Origin of the sequence: Hymenobacter guriensis, assembly GCF_015773195.1 — a bacterium.
GTDB lineage: Bacteria > Bacteroidota > Bacteroidia > Cytophagales > Hymenobacteraceae > Hymenobacter > Hymenobacter guriensis.
Genome location: NZ_JADWYK010000015.1, coordinates 112,080 through 133,235, shown reverse-complemented (window position 1 = coordinate 133,235; position 21,156 = coordinate 112,080). Strand labels below are relative to the sequence as shown.

General features: G+C 59.9%; 19 protein-coding genes and 1 pseudogene. 12 read left to right on the top strand and 8 right to left on the bottom strand.

Annotated elements, in window-relative coordinates:
- Positions 1-236: 236 nt before the first annotated feature.
- The 6 genes and pseudogenes from I5L79_RS23820 to I5L79_RS19380 all read left to right on the top strand — a co-directional run.
- Positions 237-458 (top strand): annotated as a pseudogene (locus I5L79_RS23820) (BatA domain-containing protein); the annotation flags it as partial.
- Positions 459-824: 366 nt separating this feature from the next.
- Entirely contained in the window at positions 825-2,285 is a 1,461-nt protein-coding gene (locus I5L79_RS19400; RefSeq protein ID WP_231403219.1) for a COG1361 family protein, read from the top strand.
- 47 nt (positions 2,286-2,332) lie between these two features.
- A complete protein-coding gene (locus I5L79_RS19395) occupies positions 2,333-2,860 on the top strand; it encodes a DUF4199 domain-containing protein (protein WP_196956734.1) in 528 nt (175 codons plus the stop codon).
- A 64-nt stretch (positions 2,861-2,924) separates the two neighbouring features.
- Entirely contained in the window at positions 2,925-3,461 is a 537-nt protein-coding gene (locus tag I5L79_RS19390; protein ID WP_196956733.1) for a DUF4199 domain-containing protein, read from the top strand.
- Between the two features lie 31 nt (positions 3,462-3,492).
- The gene (locus I5L79_RS19385) at positions 3,493-4,443 is read left to right on the top strand and encodes a glycosyltransferase family 2 protein (protein ID WP_257872274.1); all 951 of its coding nucleotides are present in this window, start codon (positions 3,493-3,495) and stop codon (positions 4,441-4,443) included.
- 125 nt (positions 4,444-4,568) lie between these two features.
- Complete coding sequence (locus tag I5L79_RS19380; protein WP_196956731.1) at positions 4,569-5,693, top strand: glycosyltransferase; 1,125 nt, start codon at positions 4,569-4,571, stop codon at positions 5,691-5,693.
- A gap of 38 nt (positions 5,694-5,731) precedes the next feature.
- Here I5L79_RS19380 and I5L79_RS19375 read toward each other — a convergent pair whose 3' ends face one another.
- Positions 5,732-6,829 carry a glycosyltransferase family 9 protein gene (locus I5L79_RS19375; protein WP_196956730.1) on the bottom strand — a complete coding sequence of 366 codons (1,098 nt, stop codon included), beginning with the start codon at positions 6,827-6,829 and terminating at the stop codon, positions 5,732-5,734.
- 177 nt (positions 6,830-7,006) lie between these two features.
- On the opposite strand from I5L79_RS19375, the gene I5L79_RS19370 reads away from it, so the two are divergent.
- Entirely contained in the window at positions 7,007-7,621 is a 615-nt protein-coding gene (locus tag I5L79_RS19370) for a hypothetical protein (protein WP_196956729.1), read from the top strand.
- A 61-nt stretch (positions 7,622-7,682) separates the two neighbouring features.
- Here the strand turns inward: I5L79_RS19370 and purB are convergent, their stop codons facing one another.
- Positions 7,683-9,047 carry an adenylosuccinate lyase gene (gene purB, locus I5L79_RS19365; protein ID WP_196956728.1) on the bottom strand — a complete coding sequence of 455 codons (1,365 nt, stop codon included), beginning with the start codon at positions 9,045-9,047 and terminating at the stop codon, positions 7,683-7,685.
- Positions 9,048-9,206: 159 nt separating this feature from the next.
- Between purB and I5L79_RS23690 the strand changes: the two genes are divergently transcribed.
- Positions 9,207-11,342 carry a transglycosylase domain-containing protein gene (locus I5L79_RS23690; RefSeq protein WP_196956727.1) on the top strand — a complete coding sequence of 712 codons (2,136 nt, stop codon included), beginning with the start codon at positions 9,207-9,209 and terminating at the stop codon, positions 11,340-11,342.
- A 44-nt stretch (positions 11,343-11,386) separates the two neighbouring features.
- Here I5L79_RS23690 and I5L79_RS19355 read toward each other — a convergent pair whose 3' ends face one another.
- The 3 genes from I5L79_RS19355 to hemG form a co-directional block, all read right to left on the bottom strand.
- On the bottom strand, positions 11,387-12,313 hold the full coding sequence (locus I5L79_RS19355) for a TerC family protein (protein WP_196956726.1): 927 nt from the start codon (positions 12,311-12,313) through the stop codon (positions 11,387-11,389).
- Positions 12,314-12,375: 62 nt separating this feature from the next.
- Positions 12,376-13,170 carry a polyprenol monophosphomannose synthase gene (locus I5L79_RS19350; RefSeq protein WP_196956725.1) on the bottom strand — a complete coding sequence of 265 codons (795 nt, stop codon included), beginning with the start codon at positions 13,168-13,170 and terminating at the stop codon, positions 12,376-12,378.
- 18 nt (positions 13,171-13,188) lie between these two features.
- The gene (hemG, locus tag I5L79_RS19345; RefSeq protein ID WP_196956724.1) at positions 13,189-14,541 is read right to left on the bottom strand and encodes a protoporphyrinogen oxidase; all 1,353 of its coding nucleotides are present in this window, start codon (positions 14,539-14,541) and stop codon (positions 13,189-13,191) included.
- Between the two features lie 67 nt (positions 14,542-14,608).
- Here hemG and I5L79_RS19340 point away from each other — a divergent pair, with 67 nt between their 5' ends.
- A complete protein-coding gene (locus I5L79_RS19340) occupies positions 14,609-15,229 on the top strand; it encodes a D-glycero-alpha-D-manno-heptose-1,7-bisphosphate 7-phosphatase (protein WP_196956723.1) in 621 nt (206 codons plus the stop codon).
- Between the two features lie 12 nt (positions 15,230-15,241).
- On the opposite strand, the gene I5L79_RS19335 is transcribed toward I5L79_RS19340, so the two are convergent.
- The 3 genes from I5L79_RS19335 to I5L79_RS19325 all read right to left on the bottom strand — a co-directional run bounded on the left by I5L79_RS19335 (position 15,242) and on the right by I5L79_RS19325 (position 17,231).
- Entirely contained in the window at positions 15,242-15,391 is a 150-nt protein-coding gene (locus tag I5L79_RS19335) for a hypothetical protein (protein ID WP_196956722.1), read from the bottom strand.
- A 188-nt stretch (positions 15,392-15,579) separates the two neighbouring features.
- Positions 15,580-15,732, bottom strand: a complete 153-nt coding sequence (locus I5L79_RS19330) for a hypothetical protein (protein ID WP_196956721.1) — start codon at positions 15,730-15,732, stop codon at positions 15,580-15,582.
- 95 nt (positions 15,733-15,827) lie between these two features.
- Positions 15,828-17,231, bottom strand: a complete 1,404-nt coding sequence (locus I5L79_RS19325; protein WP_196956720.1) for a type III PLP-dependent enzyme domain-containing protein — start codon at positions 17,229-17,231, stop codon at positions 15,828-15,830.
- Between the two features lie 246 nt (positions 17,232-17,477).
- Here I5L79_RS19325 and I5L79_RS19320 point away from each other — a divergent pair, with 246 nt between their 5' ends.
- From I5L79_RS19320 to argS, 3 genes are all read left to right on the top strand, one after another.
- On the top strand, positions 17,478-18,452 hold the full coding sequence (locus tag I5L79_RS19320) for an arginase (RefSeq protein ID WP_196956719.1): 975 nt from the start codon (positions 17,478-17,480) through the stop codon (positions 18,450-18,452).
- A 77-nt stretch (positions 18,453-18,529) separates the two neighbouring features.
- Complete coding sequence (locus I5L79_RS19315; RefSeq protein WP_196956718.1) at positions 18,530-18,970, top strand: YbaY family lipoprotein; 441 nt, start codon at positions 18,530-18,532, stop codon at positions 18,968-18,970.
- A 266-nt stretch (positions 18,971-19,236) separates the two neighbouring features.
- Entirely contained in the window at positions 19,237-21,030 is a 1,794-nt protein-coding gene (gene argS, locus I5L79_RS19310; protein WP_196956717.1) for an arginine--tRNA ligase, read from the top strand.
- Positions 21,031-21,156: the final 126 nt, after the last annotated feature.

The following is a 21,156-nucleotide window of genomic DNA, read 5'->3' as shown; positions in this document are numbered from 1 at the left end:
ACAGAGTCGTTAAGCCCCGTTGCGCCTATGGTACTGCCTTCACCGGTGGGAGAGTCGGTCGCCGCCAACCCTATCTTTGCCCAGCGCCCCCGCGTCACCCCCTCCCCAACCCGGAGGCCGATGCGGGGGCGCTGACGCGTTTAGGCCAGCCAGGAAGATGATGTAATCTTCATTTCAAAGCTGTACAGCTTGCGGCTTATTATCAGTGTCTATTGTTCGTAGTACTTTAGCAGCGTATGACATTCGCTTATCCGGGTTTTTTGTGGGGGCTTCTGGCAATTGCCATTCCCATTGCTTTGCACTTATTTGAGCTTCGGCAGCCCAAACGCTTAGCCTTCACCAACGTAGAATTTCTGCGGGAAGTGAAGCTAGTGACAGCCCGACAACGCAGGGTCAAACATCTGTTGGTGTTGCTGAGCCGCATCGGGCTTATTATCAGCTTGGTATTATTATTTGCTCAGCCGTTTATTCCAGCCCCCTTGTCGGCAGCGCTGCCAAATGATGCGGTGCAGGTGGCTGTGGATGTCACGCCCAGTATGCAGGCCGGGGTAGAGGCTGAGCAGTCTGCGTTTGAGCAAGCCGCAGAGCAGGCGCGGGAACTGCCGACAGCCTTTCCAGCTTCAAACCGCTTTAAGCTACTAAATAGCTCAGCCTACTCAGTAGCAGGTACGGCGTTCCGCAGTGCGGTGGATCAACTGCAGATTAGCGGCGAAGGAAGCTCATTAGCTTCGTCCTTGGCTAAAACAAACAGTGCGGGTAAAAATCAGCAGCTTTTTTTGTTTTCTGACTTTCAGAAAAGCGGCTTTCCCCGCAGTCAGCTGCAAATGCTGGATAGCACCACGCAGGTATTTCTGGTGCCGGTAGCGGGTGTTGCCACGCACAATGTGTACGTGGACAGCGTCCTGTTGAATGATGCTTTTGTGCGGAGCGGAACCGATGTTGCTCTGCAGATACGCGTGCGCAATGGCGGCAAGACTGCAGCGGAGAACAGCCAAGTAAAATTGTTTGTCGGCGACCGGCAGGTGGGGGCGTTTCGGGTGACGGTGCCGGCCAATGGGCAGGCTACGCTGGCGGCGCGCGTTCAGCTCACTGGCAACGCTACGCAGGAATGCCGGGTGGAGGTGGAGGACTATCCGGTTACGTTCGACAATACCTTCTACTTCACTTTGACGCCTTCCCCCCGGATTCTGATTACGGATATTACCAGCGGAGGATTGCCAGCTACTCAACGCCTGTACAGCAACGAATCTTTGTTTGCGTACACGCACAGCCGGGGCACCGGCGGAGCTAGCTTGCCTACGGCACAGCTGGCTTTGGTGCAGGAGCTGCCGCGCATTGACGTGCAGCTGCGGGAGCAACTAAAACAAGTGGTGCAGCGGGGCGGCTCGGTGGTGATAGTGCCGCCGGGCACCCCGGAAGCGCAGGCATCCTACACGGAGCTGTTTCGGGAGTTGGGCGTGGGGCCCGTGCAATGGGAGCCTACTGCGCCGGGGCAAAAACCACAACGCAGGGAAGTAGCTATGCCCAGTCGGCAGAATCCGTTCTTCCGGGACGTATTCGGGCCGCAGCAACGACAGGCAACGCTGCCCAGCGTAGCGCCGGTATTGCGCTGGGCCCGGTCGGGAACCGACATTCTGAAGCTGCGCGAGGGGGAAGGCTATTTGTCGGGTTTCCAGAGCGGGCGGGGCATGGTATATGTATTTGCGGCCCCGTTCAGTGGGGAGTATTCCGACTTTACTTCGCATGCGCTGTTTGTGCCGGTGATGTACCGCTTAGCAATGCAGAGCTACCGTAGCACCGAACAGCCAGCCTACCGGCTCAACCAGGGCAGCATAGTGGTGCCTGCGCCTCCGGTGAGTAACGCAACGGAGCAAGTGGCTAAGCTGGTAAAAGACAGCCTGACGCTGATTCCAACCCAGCGCACGGTAGCGGGAACCCTGCAGCTGGATATTCCGCCGGGCATGCGGGAACCGGGCTTCTACACCCTGGAGCGCAATGGCCGCAAGCTGGCTACGCTGGCGTTCAACTTTGATAAGCGCGAGTCGGAACTGACGCACTACTCGGCGGATGAGCTGCGCCAGATGTGGGCCGGCAAACCAAACATTCAGGTGTACGATGCTAGTGCTGGGACGTCGGTGGCGGCGCGCTACCGGGCCGAGCGGGTGGGTACGCCCCTGTGGCAATACTGCGTGGTAGGTGCGCTGGTGTTTCTGCTGGCCGAAGTGCTGTTGCTGCGCTTTGGTACGCGGCGGCAGTCGGCAGCCGGCCAGCCCGTGGCCGTTTAGGTTGCGGAAGTACTCGTATCTTGCGCCCTTTCACGTTGGCGTTTATTTTGGAGTCTACCACTGCTGTTTCTTCCCGCCCGATGGTGCGCACGGCCGCGCTGTGCGGCCTCCTTACCGGAGCCTTGTGCTTTCTGTGGGTGCTGTTTTTGTACAAAACCGGCAACAACCCCTACGGCCCCAAGCGCACCCTGTCCGACTTTTTCCCGCCCATTGCGGCCATCGTCAGCCAGCTGTGGCTGCGGCGGCAGTACGCGCAGGGGCCGGGGCTGGCGCGGGCGGTAGGCGTAGGCTTGCTAACGACGCTGCTGGCAGCGGCCGTAGCTGCTACGGCTTTATATCTGTTTGCGCAGGCCGCCGGCCCGGGCCTTATCGAGCAGCACCTGGCCGAAGCGCATAAAATGCTGGCCGCCGCCAAGCCGCTCTATGCAAAGCAGGCCAATGGGCTGAAACAGTATGAGGCTACCTTGCGCAACCTGGCGCACACGCCGGAGGGCTTCGGGCAGGATGAGTTTCTGAAAAAACTGCTGCTGGGGACGATAGTCGGTATTCCGGGGGGAATATTTCTGCGGAAATAAGGCAGGATTTTGTTCCTTTAGGCTCGCACAATCCTTTCTCGACCCTCACAACCCTCACAACCTCATGGAAACAACACCTACTGCCACAGTTACTCCAATTTCCGTTGGCATCCGTTATGGCTTACTGGTTGGCATCATTAGCGTAATTCTGGATTTACTGCTCAAAACTACGGGTCTGGATTTTAAACAACCCTTCCTGGGATTATCCGTTGCCATAGCCATTTGGGTAGTTGGTATGGTGCTGGCCCACAAATACTTCAAGCAACATAACGGCGGCTTTATGACTTATGGTCAGGGGTTGCTGATTGGGCTGTTAATGGGTGCCATTTCGGGCTTGCTCTCGGGTATTTTCAACTACGTGTATATCAACTTCCTGGATACTAGCTATGTGAACTCCGTGCGGGACTATACGGAAGCAACTCTGGCCAACTTAAACCTGCCGGAAGAGGCCATGGAGAAGGGGTTGGCTGATATTACGCAGGAAAAATTAGGTTCGCCCTTGGCAATTCTTAAGAATATCGTGGTTGGGGCAGTAATGAGCTTCTTGCTTTCACTCATCGTTTCCGCCATTACCAAGCATAACCGCCCGCAGTTTGAGTAGTAAGCGTTTGCCGCAGCATTTTCCCGTTGAGTTGTCCATCGTCGTTCCGCTGCTCAACGAAGCCGAGTCGTTGCCGGAGCTCACGCGCTGGATTCACCGCGTGCTTGCCCAGCACGGCCTCACCTACGAGGTGCTGCTGATTGACGACGGCTCCACGGACGACTCCTGGGAGGTGATTGAAGACCTCGCTCAGGAGGACGTGCATATCCGTGGCATCCGCTTCAACCGCAACTACGGCAAGTCGGCGGCGCTGGACACGGGCTTCCGGGCTGCGCAGGGGCGTGTGGTGTGCACCATGGATGCCGATCTGCAGGACTCGCCCGAAGAACTGCCCGAACTCTACCGCATGATCACCCAGGACGGCTACGACCTGGTGAGCGGCTGGAAGAAAAAGCGCTTCGACCCCCTCAGCAAAACTATTCCCACCAAGCTCTTCAACGGCGTCACGCGCTGGCTGTCGGGTATCCAGCTGCACGATTTCAACTGCGGGCTGAAAGCTTACGACCACCGCGTGGTGAAGGCCGTGGAAGTGTACGGCGAGATGCACCGCTATATTCCCGTCATTGCCAAGTGGGCCGGCTTCCGCAAGATTGGGGAGAAAGTAGTGCAGCACCAAGAGCGCAAGTACGGCACCACCAAGTTTGGGCTGGAGCGCTTCGTGTTCGGCTTTCTGGACTTGCTGAGCATCACCTTCGTCAGCCGGTTTCGCAAGCGCCCCATGCACTTTTTCGGCACGGTGGGCACGCTCTCCTTTCTGGTGGGCATGCTTATCACAATCTGGCTGGTCGGGGAAAAATGGTATCTGGCCCTGCACAACCTGAAAGCTCGAAGTGTGACGGACCAGCCGCTGTTTTTCCTGGCGCTGGTGGCCGTGATAGTAGGCGTCCAGGTGTTTGTAGCAGGCTTTCTGGCCGAAATGGTGTCCTTAAGTGGCTCCCGCAAAAACCAATACCTGATCCGGGAAAAGCTTAATCTGAATTAACAAGAAGACCGTCATTCCGAGCGCAGCCGAGGAATCTTGCTAGTGTAGTATTTACCATTACAACATCAGCACGCGAGATTCCTCGGCTGCGCTCGGAATGACGGTCTGGTGTAAACTAAGAAGGTATGAACGTCGTCATCATCGGGCCGGCGTACCCGCTACGGGGCGGGCTGGCCACGTACAACGAGCAGCTGGCCCGCGCTTTCCGCGAAGCCGGCGACGACGTGCGGCTGGTGACGTTTTCGCTGCAGTACCCTAACTTCCTGTTCCCGGGCCAAACGCAGTTCAGCACCGAGTCTGGTCCCGCCGACCTCTCCATCGACGTAAGCATCAACTCCGTGAACCCACTGAGCTGGTGGAAAGTAGGGGAGAGGCTACGCCGGCAGAAGCCTGACTTGGTAATCTTCCGGTTCTGGCTGCCGTTTATGGGGCCGGCGCTGGGGTTTATTGCCCGCCGCATCCGCCGCAACGGCCACACCCGCGTGGTAGCCATTACCGACAACGTCATTCCCCACGAAAAGCGCCCCGGCGACCGGCCGCTCACGCGTTACTTCCTCTCGGCCTGCCACGGCTTCGTGACGATGAGCCGCGCCGTGCTGGCCGACCTGCGCCGCCTGCACTTCAAGCAGCCGGCCCTCTATCGTCCGCATCCGCTCTACGACAACTTCGGCCCCATCAAGCCTAAGCCAACCGCTCTAAGTGCCCTGGGCCTCGATCCGCAGTTTGGTTACCTGCTGTTCTTCGGGTTTATCCGGGCGTACAAAGGGTTGGATATCCTGCTGGAGGCCTTTGCCGATGCCCGTCTGGCTCGCCTGCCCATTAAGCTCATCATAGCCGGCGAGTATTACGAAGACGCCGCGCCCTACGAGGAAATCATCCGCCGGCACCACCTGGAAAACCGCCTCGTCCGCGCCACCGACTTTATCCCCAACGAAAAAGTGGCCGACTATTTCTGCGCGGCCGACATCGTGGTGCAGCCCTACAAAAACGCCACCCAGAGCGGCGTGTCGCAGATTGCCTACCACTTCAGCCGCCCTATGCTGGTCACCGACGTAGGCGGCCTGGCCGAACTGATTCCAAACGGCGAGGTGGGCTACGTGGTGCCGCCCACGCCCCAGGCCATTGCCGATGCCTTAGTGGATTTCTACGAGCATCAGCGCGAAGAAGAACTTACCGCCGGCGTGTGGGCCCGCAAGAAGGATTTCTCCTGGAGCGAGATGGTAAAGGCGCTGAAGGAAGTAGCGGGGTAAGCTAACCCTGTTATTGCTTTGCTGCCAATGACAGGATTCTATACTGGCACACTCGCCCGCACTGCCTCGAATACCTTTTCTGCTGGCAAATCCTCCATACAGCTGGTGCCTAGCTGGCAGGAGCCCCGGTAGAAGCACACGCACTGCTTATCGGGCTGCACTAGCTGGCCGCGGCCGTAGAGGTCGAATTCGTAGGGGTTGAAGATGTTGTTCATCAGAATGGTAGGCTTGCGCAGGGCAATGCTGATGTGCATGGCCATGGTCACCTGCGTCACAATGCCGTCCATCTGGTGCATGAGGTTGATGAACTGGGGCAGGGGGAACGTGCCGGGGTAGGCTGCGCCGGTGACGGCATGCAGGCGGCGGTTGCGCTCATCCTCGGCCTCGCCGCCCAGCAGGACGGGCGCGTAGCCGGCCTGCTGGAGCTGCCCGATCAGTCGGGTCCACTTTTCGTCGCTCCACAGGCGCGTGGTCCACCGGTCGCCGCAGCCCGTGTTCAGGCCGATGCGGGGCTTACCGGTGGGCAGCTGGCTCCAGTTGTAGCCCTTGTCTTCGTGGGTGTCGAACACGTACTCCTCGCCCCGAAACTCAAAGCCGCACAGCTCGAAGATTTCCTGCACGTAGGGCTTCTGGTTTTGCTGGCTGAGCTGGTCGAACACGCCGGTGAGGTACTTATGGGTAGCTTGCTCGTTGCCGGGCCAGGCCACGCCGTACTGCGGGTGCAGGCGGTAGCCGAACTTCTCCGTGGCGTGCACCAAGTCGGCCAGGGCGCAGGCTTCCTTGTCCTTATCGAGGTTGAAGAGCACGTCGAACTCCCGCTGCTGCAGGTGCAGCACCGAGGCCAGGTCCAGCTTCAGAACCTCCTCAATCTCGCCCTGGGGCAAAATGGCTGGCGTGAGCGTAAGCCAGGTGATTTTGGCCTGTGGATACTCCTGCCGCAGCCGCCGCAGCAAAGGCGTGGTGCGGATTACGTCCCCAATGGCCCCGAGCTTGATAATGAGCAGGCGCTGGTGCACGGGCGCGTACACGGGGCAGTCCTGGCACTGGTAGCCGTGCTCCTTGTTGGGACGGCAGGGAATATCACCGCGAAAATGGCGGCAGTCGGGATGAACGGTGATGCCGGAAAGAGAGGCCATAAGGCAGAATAAGTAAGGCGCAAAGGTAGCTGCCCGCGCCAAGTGAAGAATGCAGCCGGCAGAAAAAGCCCATTTGTACGTTTGTTGAAGTTGTGACATCTTGTGTTGTGACATCATATGATGTCACAACACAAGATGTCACAACTTGGCAGCGCGGCACTCAACAAGTCATTGGCTATGTCTCTCCGAAAGAAATTTGCCCGGCACCGCAGCTTTACGTCCAACCTCACGAGTACCCATCAGGTGCAGGCGCGTTTTGGCCTCACGCAGCAGCAGCTAGCAGATGTGCTGGGTGTGTCACGCACGGCCCTGGCAATGGATGCCCTTGGGGAGCGGCTGTTGCCAATAGCCGCCGTACTGGGGCTGGATGCGCTGCGCCGTCAGCTACCGCCTCCGGTCGGCGAAGCGCTGCCTCTTCCGGTGGCGGAGTCCACTCCGGGTCCCGAGGACCAGAAGACGCTGGCTATGCGGCTGCGGGGTATTGCAATAGCTGATTACCCGTTGCAAAATCAGCAGGAACGCCTGCAAACCCGCCTGGAACAGGCGCAGGCGCGGCTGCAGGCTCTGCCCGCGCTCCACGCGGCATTTCCGGAGGAGCGGGGCCAGCGCTGGCTGAATTTATTTGAAGAAGAAGCGCGGATTTGGTTGGAACACGACGGCAGTGCTCTGCTCCAGCTCACGCTGCGGCGGAAAGTGCTGGCCTACGAGGCTGCCGAAATACGGCTGCTGCTGGGCGAGCCGCAGGGGCAGGGCTTGCCCCCGCCCGTCGTTGACCGGCGTTTGCACGGTTGAACGCACGATTCGGTTTATTGGCGCGGATGGTGCAACCGGCGGGCGGGGGCAAGCCCCGCCCCTACACGCCCACGTAGTTGCTGGGCGAAATAACCCGCAGCTCCTGCTTCACCGCTTCGCTCACATTCAGCGTTTCGATGAACTCCTGAATGGTTTGCTCGGTGATGGCGCCGCCGGTGCGGGTGAGGGCCTTGAGGGCGTTGTAAGGGTCGGGGTAGTTTTCGCGGCGCAGGATGGTTTGAAGAGCTTCGGCTACCACGGCCCAGTTGTCGTTCAGGTCGCGGCGCAGGGCGGCTTCGTCGAGGGCCAGCTTTTCGAGGCCGCGCTGCAGGGCGGTGAGGGCAATGAGCGTGTGGCCCAGGGGTACGCCCAGGTTGCGCAGCACGGTGGAGTCCGTGAGGTCGCGCTGCAGGCGCGAAATGGGTAGCTTGGCCGAGAGGTGCTCCAGCACGGCGTTGGCCAGACCCAGGTTGCCCTCGGCGTTTTCGAAGTCAATGGGGTTGACCTTGTGCGGCATGGCCGAGGAGCCCACTTCCCCGGCCTTGATGGTCTGGCGGAAGTAGCCCAGGGAAATGTACTGCCACACGTCCCGGGCCAGGTCGGTGAGGATGGTGTTAAGGCGCTTTATTCCGTCGCAAAGGGCCGCGAGGTGGTCGTAGTGCTCAATCTGGGTGGTGGGGAAGGAGCGGTGCAGCCCCAGCCGGTCCTGCACGAAGTGCTGCCCGAACTCGTGCCAGTCGATGGCGGGGTATGCCACGTGGTGGGCATTGAAGTTGCCGGTAGCACCCCCGAACTTGGCCGCGAAGGGCACCTGGCTCAATAGCTCCACCTGGGCATCGAGGCGGGCCACAAACACCTGAATTTCCTTGCCCAGGCGGGTAGGAGAGGCCGGCTGCCCGTGGGTGCGGGCCAGCATGGGCACGGCCTCCCAGTCCTTGGCGCGGCTGGCCAGCTGATTGCGTACCTGGGCGTAGGCGGGCAGCAGCACCTTCACCACGGCATGCTGCAAACTCAGCGGAATGGCGGTGTTGTTGATGTCCTGAGACGTGAGGCCGAAGTGAATAAACTCCAGGTACTGGCCCAGGCCCAGGGCCGTGAACTTGTCGCGCAGAAAGTACTCCACGGCCTTCACATCGTGGTTCGTGACCTTTTCGTGGGCTTTCACCGCTTCGGCGTCTTCGGCCGAGAAGTCGAGGTAGATCTGGCGCAGATCCGTAAAAATGTCCTTGGATATCTCCGCCAGCTGGGGCAGGGGCAGCTGGCACAACGCCACGAAGTACTCCACCTCCACCAGCACCCGGTAGCGGATCAGGGCCAGCTCGGAAAAGAAGGCGGCCAGGGGCACCGTTTGGCGGCGGTAGCGCCCATCGAGCGGCGACACGGCGGTGAGGGCGGAGAAGGACGTGGTATCGGTTGGGGCAGACATGCGTATAGGGAGTTGGCCGGAAGCGCCAAAGGTACATAATGGCCTTGGCGCCCGGATAGCCCACGCAGTGCTTTTCCCTACCTTTGTGCTCCGAGCCGCGGCGGGTTCGGCACGAATCTGGTAAGGCCCGGCCGCGACTGTCCCTCTCTGTTTGTGCGCGTGAATCCAGCTACAAAGAAAAAAATAGGTATTGGTGTAGGCGTAGTAGTGGCACTGCTCGCCCTGGGCCTGGCAGTGTTCCTGCTCAAGCGCCAGGAGCTGCTGGAGTACGCTCTGCGCGAAGTCAAAACCAAGGTCGAGAAAAAGTACCCCGTAACCCTCACGCTGGGCCCGGCCCGCTTTACCGACCTCAACACGGTGCGCATCGACGGCGTGGCGCTGGTGCCCGCCGGGAGCGACACGCTGCTGCAGGCTCGCCGCATCAACGCCTCTATCTCGCTGAAAACCCTGTTCGCGCGGCGCCCCGTGTTCAGCGACCTGCAGATAGACTCGGCCCGCCTTACGGCCCGCAAAACCGAAACCACTGATAACTACTCGTTCTTTTTCGCCAAGAAAAAGGCCCCCGTGCGCCGCGACACCACCCAGGGCGCCAACTACGGCCTGCTGCTGAACCAGCTGCTGGAAACGGCTTTCGACAACGTGCCCGGCGAGGCCGATTTCCGCAACTTTCTCGTCACCTACCGCAGCCCCGACCACAACGCCACGCTCACCATGCCGCGCTTCGCCATAGAAGACGGGGACCTGACCGGGCAGCTCACGGCCGATATCGACTCGGTGGTAAACACCTTCGGGTTGCAGGGCCACATCGAGCCCGGCGACTACGCCCTGGAGGCCAATGTGTACGGCCTGAACGGGCGGCCCGTGCTGCTGCCCTACGTGCAGCGCCGCTACGGAGCCCGGGTGCAATTTGACACGGTGCGGGTGAGCCTTTCCGACAAAGACCTCGACGACGACCAGCTGACGGTACGCGGCACGGCCTGGGCCCGCAACTTTGTAGTAAATCACCCCAAGCTGGCCGACCACGACGTGCGCTTTCCCCGCGCCGGTATCGACTACGTAGCTACCTTGGGCAAAGCCTACGGGGCGCTGGAAAACGGCACCAAAATCACGCTGAACCGGATGGAGTTCTTTCCGGAAATATCGGTGCGCAAGCTGCCCCGTAAGCAGCGCCTGACGGGCAAGGCGAACGGGGTAGAGTCGCCGGATGAGCTGCTGGCCGGCTTGCAGGTGAAAGTGAATATAAAATCGGGCGAGACGAAAGCCAACGACTTCTTCGCGGCCCTGCCCGAAGGCATGTTCAGCACGCTGGAGGGCACGCAGGGCGAAGGCACACTCACCTACCGCCTGCTGGCCGACCTGGACATGAACCAGCTCGACAGCCTCAAGTTCAGCTCCTCGCTCACGGGCAAAAACTTTCGTCTCACGCGCTTTGGCCGCGAAGACCTGGGCAAGCTCAACACGCCCTTCGCGTACACGGCCTACAACGACAAAGGCGACTCCATCAAGACCTTTCAGGTGGGGCCGCCCAACCCCGAGTTTGTGCCCTTCAACCAAGTGTCGCAGTACCTGAAGCACGCCATTCTTACGGCCGAAGACCCGCGCTTTTTCACGCACAAGGGCTTTATGGCCAAGGCCTTCGTTAATTCCATTATTCAGAATATCAAGGAAAAGCGCTTTGCCCGGGGTGGCAGCACCATTTCTATGCAGCTGGTGAAGAACGTGTTTCTGACCCGCCAGAAAACCGTGACGCGCAAGATTGAGGAAGCCCTGATAGTGTGGCTGATCGAAAACACCCGCGTGGCTACCAAGGAGCGCATGATGGAGGTGTACCTCAACATCATTGAGTGGGGCCCCAAGATTTACGGCGTCACGGAGGCAGCGCGGTTTTACTTCAGCAAGCAGCCCAACGAGCTGACGCTGTCCGAAAGCCTGTACCTGGCCAGCATCATTCCGCGGCCCAAGCTTTACCGCCTGGGCTTCAACCAGTATGGCGACATGCGCCGCAGCGCCCGGTATTTCCACCGGCTTATTGCCCAGCTGATGGCCCGCAAAGGCTACATTTCGCAGGATGAGTACGAAAGCCTGGGCTACTCCGTGAACTTCAGTAACCCCAGCCGCATGGGCTTCATTCCGCGCCCCGATACTACCCGCACCGTAGTAGCCGCCGACTCCAGCCAGTACCAGCCCCTGAACCTGATTGACCTGCTGGGCGGCGGGGCCGATGAAGGCGTGAATACCAATACGCCCGTGGATGCTGGTACGGCTGCGCCCGCGCAAGCACCCCCGAAAAACTAGCGGAAACACCGTCATGCCCCGCCCAGCCGGGGCATGACGGCCATTTACTCCTCCTTTGGGGGCAGTGGGCGCAGCAACGACAGCAGGATGGAGCCCAGCAGGAGCGCCCCTACCACGCCCAGGGAAATGCCCATGGGGATGTGCACCAGCTCGGAAACCAGCAGCTTGCCCCCGATAAAAATCAGGATAAGGGCCAGGCCATAGTGCAGGTAGTGAAACAGCTGCATGAGGCCGGCCAGCGCGAAGTATAGCGCCCGCAAACCCAGCAAGGCAAATACGTTGGACGTAAACACGATAAACGTATTCTGCGACACGGCCAGAATAGCCGGGATGGAGTCGGCGGCAAATACCACGTCGGTGGTTTCCACCATCACCAGCACCACAAACAGGGGCGTGGCAAACAGCAGCTTTTCTTTGCGCACGAAAAACTTGCCGCCTTCCAGCTTGCTGGTGATAGGCAGGTGACGGCTCAGAAACTTAACCACCGGGTTGGCATCGGGGTCAATTTCCGGCTCCCCGGCTGAGGAAGCCATTTTCACGCCGGTGTACACGAGGAACGCGCCCAGCAAATACAGTAGGAAGTGAAACTTGGCCAGCAGCGCCGCGCCCACCAGAATAAACACTGCCCGCAGCACCAGTGCCCCAATAATGCCCCAGAACAGAATTTTGTGCTGGTACTCCTGCGGCACCCGGAAATACGTGAAGATGAGCAGAAACACGAACAGGTTATCCACGCTCAGGGACTTCTCGATCAGGTAGCCGGTGAGAAACTCAATGGCCGCCGCCTGGCCCATGGTGCGCAAAACCAGGTAGTTGAAGCTCAACGACAAAGCAACCCAGAACGCACTCCAGCCCAGCGCCTCGCGCATGTGTACCACGTGGGCTTTGCGGTTGAATACCAGCAGATCGAGCAGGAGCATTGCCAGCACGAAGGCCGTAAACGCCGCCCAGAACAGGGGAGTATTTTCCATGCAGCAGCCAGCTACTCCGGCCGCTGCGTACGGCCGGACGAGGATGAAGGTAGCAGAAAATCTTACCGCGTTTCGGAGGCGGAGGTCAGGCTGGCTGTGGAAACCGGCGTGGGCTCGGGCGCGGCCGTGCGGTCAAAGCGGCGGAACAGGCTGCTCACTTTCATTTGCACTACACCAAGCAACGCTTCCCGGAAGATGCCCTTGCTCATTTTGGAAGCGCCTCGCGTGCGGTCGGTGAAGATGATGGCCACTTCCTTGATGCGGAAGCCATACTTGAAGGCCAGCCACTTCATTTCAATCTGGAAGGCGTAACCGATAAAGCGGATATTTTCCAGCGGAATGGTGCGCAGTACCCGGGCCGTATAGCACTTGAAGCCGGCCGTAGCGTCCATGATGGGCATGCCGGTGATAAGACGCACGTAGGCCGAGGCAAAATACGACATCAGCACCCGGCTCATGGGCCAGTTCACCACGTTCACGCCGTGGATGTAGCGCGAGCCGATGGCCATATCGTAGCCCTGCGCGGAGCAGGCATCGTAGAGTTTCAGGAGGTCTTCGGGATTGTGCGAAAAGTCAGCATCCATCTCGAACAGATAGCTGTAGCCGCGGTCCAGGCCCCACTTAAACCCGTGTATATATGCCGTGCCGAGGCCTAACTTGCCCGGGCGCTGCTCCAGAAACAACCGGCCCGAAAACTCCGGCATCAGGTCGCGCACAATCTGGGCCGTGCCATCGGGCGAGCCGTCGTCGATGATCAGCACATCAAACGGCTTCGCCAGAGAAAACACCTTGCGAATGATTAGCTCGGCGTTTTCCCGCTCGTTGTAGGTCGGTATGAGGACGAGCGAATCGTTCATTTGGCCAAATATAATAGGTCAGCCGATGGATGTCGCCGAAATTTTTTCGGCCACTTGGCGTGCATAACGCACGCAGTCGGGCACGGAGACACCCGCCTGCCAATTAGACACCACTTCTATCCCGTAGGTTGCCAGCGCTGCCGCGGCTTCCCGCGCCGGGGCCAACTGCGCGTCGGCCTGCGGAATGGCCTGCTCCCACACGTAGCGGCGCTGCCACTGCGGCGCACCGGCCGAAATTCCGTACAGGCGGCACAGCTCCTCGTGGACGCGGGGCAGCATCACGGCTTCCGCATCCTGGGCCGCTTCGGCCGACTGCGCGCCACCCACGAACGTGGTGAACAGCACCTCATCGGCGGGGCACCGGTCGGGATAGAGGGAACTGCTCCAGATACTGCCGGCTGCGTAAGCGCCTTCCACCTTCGGGTGCAGCGCCCCAAAGCCGTGGAGCGGGTGCCGCACGTCCTGGCGGCGGTAAGCCGTGTGCACGGCGGCCATGGGGGGGTAGTACACCTGACCAAAAGCGGCGGCCTGGGCCGGAAAAACCGGCTCTAAAAGCTCCGCCGCTACGTAAGCCGGCAGCGCAATGAGCACCTGGGAGTACGCGCGGTCGGCAAAGGCTCCGCCGGGCGTATGCACGCGGTAGAGGCCGGCCTCGTCGCGGGTAAGGGCTGTAACGGGCTGATGAAAAAACACGTGCCCGGCCAGCCGGGCGGCCAGCGCGTCGGGCAGGGCCTGCAAGCCACCCCGGAGCGACACCGTGCGGCGGCGTTGCCCCACGCCGGCCTTGGCCAGCCCGCGCAGCACCGAGCCGTGCTGCTGCTCTAGCTCCACCAGCTTCGGAAAAGCCTGCTGCACCAGCAGTTGGGCCGGGTCGCCGGCATAGATGCCCGACACGAACGGGTTGACGGCGTAATCCACGATTTCCTGGTCGAAGCGGCGGCGGAAAAAGGCGGCCACGGTTTCGGTGGGGTCGGGAGCGGCGGCGGGGCGGGTCAGCTCGCGCAGAATATCAAGCCGGGCCTTCAAACTGAAAAAACCCGACAGCAGCAACGCCGGGGGCGAAGAAGGCAGCTTGCGGTAGCGGCCGGCACGTAGCACGTAGCGGTTGGCCCCCACGCCCGCTGGAGGCTCCTGAATCTGGTCGGTGAGGTCCAGCTCCCGCAGCAGATCTTCCAACTCAGGCGAAAGCAGCAGGGAATTAGGCCCCAGCTCCGTAATATACTCGCCCTCGCGGCGGCTGCGCATGTTGCCTCCGGGCTCATCGGACGCTTCAAACAAATCGAAGTCGAGGCCGGCGCGGGCAAGGTAATAGGCAGCAGTGAGGCCCGTGATGCCGCCCCCCAGAATGGCAATGCGCGTAGGTGAAGGCATTGGGTATGCAGTAGAGTAGGCTGCAAAAGTACGCCCGGCAAAAACAGGAATCCGTAGTTTTGAGCTGATGATACCTGGTAATTATTTAACTGAGCCTGCGGGCAAAGCCGTTTTCCTGGACCGTGACGGGGTGCTGAACCGCGAAATGGGCGACTACGTGTGGCGCCCCGCCGAATTTGAGGTGCTGCCCGGCGTGCCCGAAGCGCTACAACGCCTCAAGGCCGCCGGCTATTATCTGGTCGTCGTGACCAACCAGGCCGGCATTGCCAGGAAGCTCTATACCGCCGCCGATGTGCTGGCCTGCCACGACAAGCTGCAGCAAGCTTGCGGCGGCGTGCTCGACGCGCTGTACTTTGCTTCGGCCCATCCGTCGGTGTCGGAGTCGCTCCTGCGCAAGCCCGATTCGCTCATGCTCGAAAAAGCCATAGCCCGCTTTCACCTCGACCCGGCCCGGTGCTGGCTGGTGGGCGACCGGCTGCGCGACATGGAAGCCGGCGCCAAGGTAGGCGTGCCGGGCATCCTGATTGGTGAAACCGAAGCTGTGGAATTTGCCCGGCAGGCGCCCAGCCTGCTGGCCGCCACCGACCTGATTCTGGCCGCGCCGGCTGGGTATTACAAAGGCCTTGGTTTTCCCGAAAACGATGCGAGCCGCCTTCTGCTCTATGGCAAGAAGCGGCCCGCACGGTAGGGGAAGTCGGTACTATTGCCGGGGCGCGGCATCGGCGGCCGAGGCCATAATGGGCGAAGCCTGGTGCGCGGCCGGCTTCACGGAAGTGTAGGCAGGGCATTGGGTGCGGCACGAGGCCAAGCCAGCAACTCCCATACAGGCCAGGAGAAGAAATTTTTTCATGGGTAAGTACAAAGAAAAACGGTGGGCAAACAAGAATGATTTTCTTGCTGTGAAAAGGCTTTTAGTTGCTTAAACGTTCCCAAAGCCGTTTCATTATTCCTTTGTTCTAAAGTCCAGGGCACGAAAAAGCCGGCTCCCGAAACGACGGAAACCGGCTTTTATCCTATCAGCCTGAGCTGAAGAAAAGCTTACTGATGCTCGGCGCTGGTGGCAGTGCTGGCCATAACGGGCGAAGAAACACGGTTGGCTTCTTTCGTGCTGGTGTAGGCGGGGCATTGGGTGCGGTTGCAGGCGCCCAGGCCTACCAGGGCCACAGAGGCCAGAATCAGTAATTTTTTCATCGTGCGGGCAGAAAAGTTATAGTCGAAGAGGAAGTTGGAAGTCAAAAGTACAATTCCGGCGGGGGCGGCGCAACTATTCGCCCATTAAATATGCGCTATGCCTGATAGCCCAGGATGCGCATCATTGACTCTCCGTTCTGCTTTTCAGCAAACACGTAATCGGTGAGCGTGCCATCCGCGGCGCGGTCCAGAATCACGTGCTTGGGCGCCGGAATCAGGCAGTGCTTGATGCCACCGTAGCCCGAGAGGCTTTCTTGGTAGGCGCCGGTGTGGAAAAAGCCCACGTACAGCGGCTCCGTGTCCCGGTCGGGGCGGCGCTCCGGCAGAAATACCTGGTAGATGTGCTTTTCGGCGTTGTAGTAGTCCTGAGAGTCACAGGTGAGGCCGCCCAGCTGGATTTTTTTGTAACGCTTGTTCCAGCCATTGAGGGCCAGCATGATGAAGCGTTGGTTCAGGGCCCAGGTATCGGGGAGGTTGGTGATGAACGAGCCGTCAATCATGTACCACAGCTCCTTGTCGTTCTGCAGCTTCTCGTCCAGAATGGAGTAGATAGTAGCGCCCGACTCGCCCACCGTGAAAATGCCGAACTCGGTGAAGATGTCCGGCTCCGGCACTTCCTCCTCCTGGCAAATACGCTGAATGGTGCGCAGCACCTCCTCAATCATGTACGCATAGTCGTACTCCTTCTGAATGGATGTCTGGATGGGCAGGCCGCCGCCAATGTCGATGGTGGTGAGGGTAGGGCACACCTTGCGTAGCTCGCAGTACTTGTGCACGAAGCGGCTCAGCTCCGACCAGTAGTAGCTGGTATCCTTGATGCCCGTGTTGATGAAGTAATGCAGCATCGTGAGCTCAAAGCGCGGGTCGTCCTTGATTTTCTGCTCGTAGAGCGGCAGCGCGTCGGCGTAGCGGATGCCCAGGCGGGAGGTGTAGAACTGGAAGCGCGGCTCCTCGTCGGAAGCCAGGCGCATACCCACATTGCACTTCTCGCGCACATTATCGTGGTAGTACTCCACCTCGTTGGGCGAATCGAGAATGGGCATGCAGTTCACGAAGCCGTCGTTGATGAGGCTGGTGATTTCGCGCTTGTACTCCTCCGTCTTGAAGCCGTTGCAGATGATGTAGGTATCCTTCGAAACCTTGCCTTTCTGGTGCATGGCCCGGATGATGCTGGTATCAAACCACGACGAGGTTTCGATATGCACGCCGTTTTTGAGGGCTTCCTCCACCACAAAGCTGAAGTGCGAGGCCTTGGTGCAGTAAGCGTAGGAGTACTTGCCCTGGTAGCCAATCTTCTCAATACCTGCCCGAAACCACTCCTTGGCCCGCTGAATCTGGGAGGAAATCTTGGGCAGGTAGGTGAGGCGCAGGGGCGTGCCGTGCTTCTTAACCAGCGCCATCAGGTCGATGTCGTGGAAACGCAGCTCATTTTGCTCTACCTGAAACTCGTCGGTAGGAAAGTCGAACGTCTGGGAAATCAGGTCGTGGTAGGTATCCATTGAAGGAGGGGAGAGGAGAAGTTAAAAGAACTGTCATCCTGCGCTTGCCAAGGATGACAGAGGATTTTCAACTGGTCGAGCTTTTGCCGAACTTAGTGCCCGCAAAGATACCCCGCCTGCGGGGTTTTGGTTGTGCTTTGTTCGTTGGTTGCGCCGGAAGGTCCGCGCGCGTCAAGCCTGAGAGGACCCCACCCGCTCAATCGGCAAGCATCTAAACCACTCTAACCCTTTTCCTGCCAATGTAGTATGCGACGCATTAAGCTTCTGGAAGTACGCTCCGAACTCGGAGCCGGAACCCGCGGTGCCAGCCTGGGCATCGACGCCCTCAAAGTGGCCTGCCTCAACAAGGGCTCCGACTACTTCCGCCGGTTCAACTCGGTCCACATTCCGGACCTGAACCACGTGCTCTTCGACAAAACCCATTTTCCGAAGGCCAAGCACATCGACTCCATTTATACGGTGCAGAAAGGCATTGCCGGCACCGTGGAGCAAACCCTGCGCTTCGGCGAGTTTCCGCTGGTACTAGCCGGCGACCATAGCAACGCCTCCGCCACCATTGCGGGCATCAAGGCGGCCTACCCGCACAAAACCCTGGGCGTGGTGTGGGTAGATGCCCACGCCGATATTCACTCGCCCTACACCACCCCGTCCGGCAATATGCACGGCATGCCCCTGGCCATCAGCCTCGGCGACGACAACCGCCAGTGCCAGCGCAATCAGCCTGAGCCGGAAACAGAATTCTTCTGGCAGCGCCTGAAAGACCTGGGTGAGCCCGGCCCCAAAATCACGGCCGAGCATCTGGTGTACGTGGTGGTACGCGACACCGAAGCCGAGGAAAACGCCATTATTGAGCGCCTGGGCATCAAAAACTACAAGCTCGACGAAGTGAAGGCCAAAGGCACCCGCCAGGTGGCGCGCGAGATTTACGAGCGGCTGCGCTTCTGCGACATGGTGTATATCAGCTTCGACGTAGACTCGTTGGACTCGCGCTTCTCTAAAGGCACCGGCACGCCTGTGGAGGAAGGCCTGAACGTGGAAGAAGCCATCAGCCTGTGCCGCGCCCTGCTCGACAACGACCGGGTAGTGTGCTTTGAGATGGTGGAAATCAACCCCACCTTAGACTCCGAAAATACCATGGCCACCAACGCCTTCGATATTCTGGAAGCCGCCACCGACGCTATTCAGCGGCGCCTGCGCCTGGAGGAGGTAGTAAGCCGCTAGCTCCTGCTTGTCAAATCCGAAAAAGCGGATACATTCGTGGCCAGCGCCGCGGGCGTATCCGCTTGCTTTTACGCCGTATGAAACACTGCCTGCTTTTTCTGTTCGGCGCCCTGGCGCTGCTGGCCTCCTGCACCACCATGCCACCCACCACGGGCAGCGGCGGCCAGCAGGCGGCTGTGGTGGCCAAGGATTCTATTACCGGCACCGTAGCTTACCGGGAGCGAATGGCTCTTTCGCCCACGGCTGTAGTGCGCCTGCAGCTGCAGGACGTTTCCCGGCAGGATGCCGCCGCCGTGGTTATCGACTCGGTGACGCTGCGGCCCCAGGGGCGGCAGGTGCCGCTGGCTTTCATCCTGCGCTTCGACCCGACCCGCATCCAGGAGAATATGACGTATGCCTTACAGGCGCGCATCGAGGACGGCGGCCAGCTGCTGTTCGTCAGCGACGTATCGTATCCGGTGCTCACGCGCGGCAACCCCCGGCAGGTGCAGATGATGCTGCGCCGGGCCAGCCGGTAGCCTACCGGGTGCGGACGCAACTTTTTGGCTGCCATCCGGCCGGGCTTTCTACCTTTGCGGCGGCAGCAGCCGACCCCGGTGGCTGCCCATTTCTGTATGAAGCCGCACCCCCAGATTCTGTTTCAACGACGATTCTAGCGTAAGCTGCGCTGCCTGCCGGATTGCTCCGGCCGGGGGCGTCAGGTTACGCTTTGTCTGCTTGATACTCATTTCGGGGGCCAAGGCCCGCTTTCGGCCCTGGTTCATCTTCGCCTTTCGCTTTTTCCGTGCAACAACTCGAACAAACCCTCAAAGCTGCCCTGGGCGCAGCTATTCAACAGGTTTTCGGCCAGGAAGTACCGGCCAGCCAACTCACCCTGCAGCCTACGCGCAAGGACTTTGCCGGTCAGTTTACGCTGGTTACGTTTCCCTTCACCAAAACCCTGGGCAAAGGCCCCGAGCAGATCGGGCAGGCCATAGGGGAGTGGCTAGTGGCCAATACGCCCCAGGTGAGCGGCTACAACGTGGTGAAGGGCTTTCTGAACCTGGAAGTAGCCGACGCCGAGTGGGTAAACGTGTTCGGCCAGCTCCGCCAGACGCCCGCAGGCACGCCCGTGCCTACCGGCGGCCCCCAAAACGTGGTGGTAGAGTATTCCTCGCCCAACACCAACAAGCCCCTGCACCTGGGCCATTTGCGCAACAACTTCCTAGGCTACTCGGTGGCTGAGATTCTAAAAGCTACCGGGGCTACCGTCACCAAAGCCAACCTCGTCAATGACCGGGGTATCCACATCTGCAAGTCGATGCTGGCGTACCTGCAGTACGGGCAGGGCGAAACCCCGCAGAGCGCCGGCATCAAAGGCGACCATCTGGCGGGCAAGTACTACGTGCTGTTTGAAAAGCATTACCGCGAGCAGGTGCGGCAGCTCGAAGCCGAAGGGGTACTACCTGACGTAGCCAAGCGCCAGGCGCCCATGATGCTGGAAGCCCAAGACATGCTCCGCCAGTGGGAAGCCGGCGACGAAGCCGTGGTGAGCCTCTGGCGCCAGATGAACGGCTGGGTATATGAGGGCTTCGACGCGACCTATAAGAGCATCGGCGTCGATTTCGACAAGTACTACTACGAGTCGGGCACCTACCTGCTGGGCAAGGAGCGGGTGGAGGAAGGCCTGCAGAAAGGCGTGTTCTTCAAGAAGGAAGACGGCTCGGTGTGGGTGGACCTGAAGGAAGAAGGCCTCGACGAAAAGCTGCTGCTCCGCGCTGATGGCACCAGCGTGTACATCACCCAGGACCTGGGCACGGCCGAGCTCAAGTACCAGGATTTTCATTACGACCTGAGCGTGTACGTCATTGCCGACGAGCAGAACTACCACATGCAGGTGCTCAAGGCCGTGCTCAAAAAGCTGGGCAAGCCCTACGCTGATGCCATCTACCACCTCAGCTACGGCATGGTGGATCTGCCGTCTGGCAAGATGAAGTCCCGCGAAGGCACCGTGGTGGACGCCGATGAGCTGGTACGCGAAGTAGTGGATGCCGCCAAAGCCGCTACCCTCGAAAAAGGCAAAACTGAAGGCCTCACTGAGCAAGAGGCTGACCAGCTTTATCACATGCTGGGCTTGGGCGCCCTCAAATACTACCTGCTGAAAGTCGACCCCAAGAAGCGGATGCTCTTCAACCCCGAGGAGTCGGTGAGCCTGGAAGGGCATACCGGGCCGTTTATTCAGTACTCGCACGCCCGTATTTCAGCCATCCGGCGCAAGGCGGCCGAACTGGGCATTGCCGAAGACGCCGACCTGACCAGCATTACGGAGCTGCACACTACCGAGCGGGAATTGGTGCAGGAACTGGCCCGCTACGCCGCTGTGGTGGCCGAAGCCGCCCGCACCCAGTCGCCGGCCGTAGTGGCCCAGTACGCCTACGATGTGGCCAAGGCTTATAACCGGGTGTATACCGAAGTGGAAATCTTCCGCGAAGCCGATGCCGCCAAAAAAGCCTTCCGCGTGGCCCTGTCGGCCCAAACGGCGCAGGCCATTAAGGCCAGTATGGGGCTGCTCGGCATTCAGGTGCCCGAGCGGATGTAACACACGTGAGCGTTAAATTGCCTCAAATGATAAGTCCTTAGCGTATACCTCACGCTAAGGACTTATTACGTTTTAAAACCCAGCGCGGGGAGAAGACGGTTTACTTCGCTCTGCTCACAATCACAA

Excerpts from the sequence above, each read along its gene's own strand:
- I5L79_RS19335 (WP_196956722.1), bottom strand. The coding sequence starts at position 15,391 with ATGAAAAAATTTCTTCTCCTGGCCTGTATGGGAGTTGCTGGCTTGGCC.
- hemG (WP_196956724.1), bottom strand. The coding sequence starts at position 14,541 with ATGCCTTCACCTACGCGCATTGCCATTCTGGGGGGCGGCATCACGGGC.
- I5L79_RS19380 (WP_196956731.1), top strand. The coding sequence starts at position 4,569 with ATGAACGTCGTCATCATCGGGCCGGCGTACCCGCTACGGGGCGGGCTG.
- I5L79_RS19325 (WP_196956720.1), bottom strand. The coding sequence starts at position 17,231 with ATGGATACCTACCACGACCTGATTTCCCAGACGTTCGACTTTCCTACC.
- I5L79_RS19375 (WP_196956730.1), bottom strand. The coding sequence starts at position 6,829 with ATGGCCTCTCTTTCCGGCATCACCGTTCATCCCGACTGCCGCCATTTT.
- I5L79_RS19330 (WP_196956721.1), bottom strand. The coding sequence starts at position 15,732 with ATGAAAAAATTACTGATTCTGGCCTCTGTGGCCCTGGTAGGCCTGGGC.
- I5L79_RS19340 (WP_196956723.1), top strand. The coding sequence starts at position 14,609 with ATGATACCTGGTAATTATTTAACTGAGCCTGCGGGCAAAGCCGTTTTC.
- I5L79_RS19355 (WP_196956726.1), bottom strand. The coding sequence starts at position 12,313 with ATGGAAAATACTCCCCTGTTCTGGGCGGCGTTTACGGCCTTCGTGCTG.
- I5L79_RS19390 (WP_196956733.1), top strand. The coding sequence starts at position 2,925 with ATGGAAACAACACCTACTGCCACAGTTACTCCAATTTCCGTTGGCATC.
- I5L79_RS19350 (WP_196956725.1), bottom strand. The coding sequence starts at position 13,170 with ATGAACGATTCGCTCGTCCTCATACCGACCTACAACGAGCGGGAAAAC.
- I5L79_RS19315 (WP_196956718.1), top strand. The coding sequence starts at position 18,530 with ATGAAACACTGCCTGCTTTTTCTGTTCGGCGCCCTGGCGCTGCTGGCC.
- I5L79_RS19370 (WP_196956729.1), top strand. The coding sequence starts at position 7,007 with ATGTCTCTCCGAAAGAAATTTGCCCGGCACCGCAGCTTTACGTCCAAC.
- purB (WP_196956728.1), bottom strand. The coding sequence starts at position 9,047 with ATGTCTGCCCCAACCGATACCACGTCCTTCTCCGCCCTCACCGCCGTG.
- I5L79_RS19320 (WP_196956719.1), top strand. The coding sequence starts at position 17,478 with ATGCGACGCATTAAGCTTCTGGAAGTACGCTCCGAACTCGGAGCCGGA.
- I5L79_RS19400 (WP_231403219.1), top strand. The coding sequence starts at position 825 with ATGCTGGATAGCACCACGCAGGTATTTCTGGTGCCGGTAGCGGGTGTT.